2 protein-coding genes are annotated in these 3,220 nt (G+C 74.7%); one reads left to right on the top strand and one right to left on the bottom strand.

From position 1 onward, the window contains the following. Positions 1 to 1,186: SGNH/GDSL hydrolase family protein (locus HCJ92_RS23245; protein WP_167935578.1), on the bottom strand; the 1,186-nt coding region annotated here is incomplete at its 3' end. Positions 1,187 to 1,770: 584 nt separating this feature from the next. Here HCJ92_RS23245 and HCJ92_RS23240 point away from each other — a divergent pair. Continuing rightward, the gene (locus HCJ92_RS23240) at positions 1,771 to 3,147 is read left to right on the top strand and encodes a cystathionine beta-synthase (protein ID WP_167935577.1); all 1,377 of its coding nucleotides are present in this window, start codon (positions 1,771 to 1,773) and stop codon (positions 3,145 to 3,147) included. Positions 3,148 to 3,220: the final 73 nt, after the last annotated feature.

The following is a 3,220-nucleotide window of genomic DNA, read 5'->3' as shown; positions in this document are numbered from 1 at the left end:
AGGCACCGGAGCCCGACGACCCGGCACGCCCCGAGCCGGTCCCGCCCGGCCCCGGCTCCCCGGGCCCCGCGCCACCCGGACCGGCGCCTCCCGTGCCTCCGCTGCCGCCCGTGTCGCCGCTCCCGTCGTCACGGCCGTCATCCCGCCGCGCGCCGGGCTCCGGCGACGCGTCCGCGGCGCGGTCGTCCGACCGCTCGGGCTCGGACGCCGCGATGCGGCGCCGCCGGCGGTGCTTGAGCAGCGCCCAGGGCGCGCGCAGTGCGTCCGCGTCCGAGGCGACCTCCGTGCCGCCCTCCTTCGCCGCGCGGACCGCGGCACGCTCCACCGAGAGCACCGACTCCCGGCGTGCGGGCTCCATCCGCTCGGGCTCCGGCCACACGCCCATCACCGCGCACACCGTCGGCAGCAGCGCCATCGCGGCGGTCGCGTACCCCTCCGCCGAGGGGTGGTAGCGGTCGGGGCCGAACATCTCCCGGGGGTTGGCGGCGAACTCCGGGCCGAGCAGATCGCCCAGCGAGACCGTCCGGCCGCCCAGCTCCACCACGGCGATGGTCTGCGCCGCCGCCAGCTGCCGGCTCAGCCGTCGCGCCACCCACCGCAGCGGCTGGGCCACCGGCTCGATGGTCCCCAGGTCCGGGCAGGTCGCCACCACCACCCGCGCACCCGCCGACCGCAGCCGGGTCACAGCCTCCGAGAGGCAACGGACGGAGGTGGCCGGGGAGACGTGTCCGGTCACGTCGTTGGCGCCGATCATGATCACGCAGACGTCCGGCGCCGGGGACGACAGGGTGTCGGCCAGCAGCAGCGACACCTGCCGCGCCAGGTCGGTGGACTCCGCCCCGCTGAGCGCCACGTTCCGCAGCTCCACCGGCCGCTCCGCCACGGCGGCCAACCCGGAGGCGACCAGTGCGGCGGGCGTCTGGGCGGCGCGCTGCACGCCGAGCCCGGCGGCGGTGGAGTCCCCGAGGAACCCCAGCCGCAGCGGTGGCCGCCGCCCGCTGCCGAGCCCCGCGCCGTACCTGCCGTCCGCGACCGGCGGGGTCTCCTCGCTCACCCCGATCTGCCGCCTGGCCAGTTGGGCCTCGGTGAGCAGCACACCCAGTGCCACCCCGCCCACGACGCCGATCCCGCCGCCGCCCAACGCCGCAGCCGTCGCGATCCGCCGCGCCACTCTCGCTCCCGCCATGGACCGTTCCACCTCCCCGCACGGCGGGCCGCCGTGCCCGCCGGTTCGACCGGGGGCGCCGGCCGCGGTGCCGCGGCGCGACACCGTCCGGTGTGCCTTCTCCCGGTCCGCTGTCCTCGTTCGTCCCGCCGCCGCCCCGGTCCGGGTGGCGGCGCCCTTGCCGTCCTCGTGCTGAGCGATACCGCGATACCGCTGTCTTGCCGTGCCGCCCGGCGCTGCCGCCGTTGTTCGTGCCGATCCTGCCGTGTGCCGTGCCGGTAGCGTGCGCACCACCGACGTCCGCGCGCGCCGCGCACCGCGGTGCGTACACCCGCCGACCGGCCCGCCGCCGTCCGTCGCCGTCGGTGACCCGGCGTATCTGCGACGTACCCGCACCGGCGTGCTCCACGCTTCCCGCGCCGGAGCGGTCGCGCGGGTGTGCGCAACGCGCGTCCACATGCGGGGCCGCGCCGATAGAGTGCCGGTGGCGACACACAGCCGACAGCCGGATCGCAGCCGTCGCACCGCGCGGCCCGCGAGACCGACGAACCACCGGAGCCGGCCCCACCGCCGCGACCGACGCCGATCAGGAGTGTGGAGACACAGTGCAGTACTACGAGTCGATGATCGACCTTGTCGGCAACACGCCGCTGGTGAAGCTCAACAGCGTCACCGAAGGCATCGAGGCGACGGTGCTTGCCAAGGTCGAGTACTTCAACCCCGGTGGTTCCGTGAAGGACCGCATCGCGCTGCGGATGATCGAGGCCGCAGAGGCGTCCGGCGCGCTCAAGCCCGGCGGGGTCATCGTCGAACCCACCTCCGGCAACACCGGTGTCGGCCTGGCGATCGTCGCCCAGCGCAAGGGCTACCACTGCGTCTTCGTCTGCCCCGACAAGGTCTCCGCCGACAAGATCAACGTGATGCGCGCCTACGGCGCCGAGGTCGTGGTCTGCCCCACCGCGGTCGACCCCGACCACCCCGACTCCTACTACAACGTCTCCGACCGCCTCGTCCGCGAGACGCCCGGCGCCTGGAAGCCCGACCAGTACAGCAACCCGGACAACCCGCGCTCCCACTACGAGACGACCGGCCCGGAGATCTGGACCCAGACCGAGGGTCGCGTCACCCACTTCGTGACGGGCGTGGGAACCGGCGGCACCATCTCGGGCACCGGCCGCTACCTCAAGGACGCCAGCTCGGGCACGGTCCAGGTCGTCGGCGCCGACCCCGAGGGCTCCGTCTACTCCGGCGGCAGCGGTCGCCCCTACCTGGTCGAGGGCGTCGGCGAGGACTTCTGGCCCGACGCCTACGACCGGGAGGTCGCCGACCGCATCGTCGCCGTCTCCGACAAGGACTCCTTCCAGATGACCCGCCGCCTCGCCAAGGAGGAGGGGCTGCTCGTCGGCGGATCCTGCGGCATGGCCGTCGCCGGTGCGCTGGAGGTCGCCCGGGAGCTCGGCCCCGACGACGTGGTCGTCGTGCTGCTTCCCGACGGCGGACGCGGCTACCTCAGCAAGATCTTCAACGACGAGTGGATGGCCGACTACGGCTTCCTGGAGGGCGGCGAGCCCGAGACGCGCGTCAGCGACGTGCTGCGCCGCAAGACCGGCGGCATCCCCGAACTGGTCCACATGCACCCCGACGAGACCGTCGGCGAGGCCATCGAGGTGCTGCGCGAGTACGGCGTCTCCCAGATGCCGATCGTGAAGCCCGGTGCCGGCCACCCCGACGTCATGGCGGCCGAGGTCGTCGGTTCCGTCGTCGAACGCGAGCTGCTGGACGCGCTCTTCGCGCAGCGCGCCACCCTGGACGACTCGCTGGAGAAGCACATGAGCCCGCCGCTGCCGCAGGTCGGCTCCGGCGAGCCCGTCGCCGACCTCATGGTCGCCCTGGAGAAGGCCGACGCGGCGATCGTGCTGGTCGAGGGCAAGCCCACCGGCGTCATCAGCCGCCAGGACCTGCTGTCGTTCCTCGCCCAGTAGGGACCCGGCGGCGCGCCGCCGGGTGCGCCCCGGCGCGGCAGTCCTCCCGGCCCCGCACCGCGCGGTGCGGGGC

It is taken from the genome of Streptomyces spiramenti, assembly GCF_012034385.1.
Taxonomy (GTDB): Bacteria; Actinomycetota; Actinomycetes; order Streptomycetales; family Streptomycetaceae; genus Streptomyces; species Streptomyces spiramenti.
Note: the sequence above shows the minus strand (reverse complement) of the source record. Positions and strands in the feature narration are given on the sequence as shown.